This window comes from Enterobacter cloacae complex sp. 6730903 (assembly GCF_048283985.1).
Classification (GTDB): Bacteria; Pseudomonadota; Gammaproteobacteria; order Enterobacterales; family Enterobacteriaceae; genus Enterobacter; species Enterobacter hormaechei_C.
Map to the genome: position 1 here is coordinate 1 of NZ_JBLVXX010000178.1, position 361 is coordinate 361.

General features: G+C 40.2%; 1 pseudogene. It reads right to left on the bottom strand.

Features of this window, described 5'->3' with window-relative positions:
- Positions 1-361: pseudogene (gene carB, locus ACNQ0W_RS25440) on the bottom strand (carbamoyl phosphate synthase large subunit); the annotation flags it as partial.

Consider the following 361-nt stretch of genomic DNA (forward strand, 5'->3'; position numbering starts at 1 on the left):
GCCTTGTAGGGCAGCACGACGAATCATTGCAGAGTCATATTGAGCTTGTTTGCCTTCAGTAGTATTGACAATAAGGTGTATTTCACCATTTTTCAAGCGGTCAACAATATGTGGACGGCCTTCAGTTACTTTATTTACAGATTCACATTCTAAACCTGCTTCTTTAAGTACCTGATATGTTCCACCTGTTGCTACAAGTTTGAAGCCATATTCAACTAATTTCTTAGCAATATCAGCGATGTATTTCTTGTCTGACTCACGAACAGATAAGAACGCATGCTTTACTTCACCTTCAGTTGGCAAGCCTGGTAAGCGGTCATTTGAGCCTAAAACAGCCTTATAGAATGCTTCACCAAAGGTT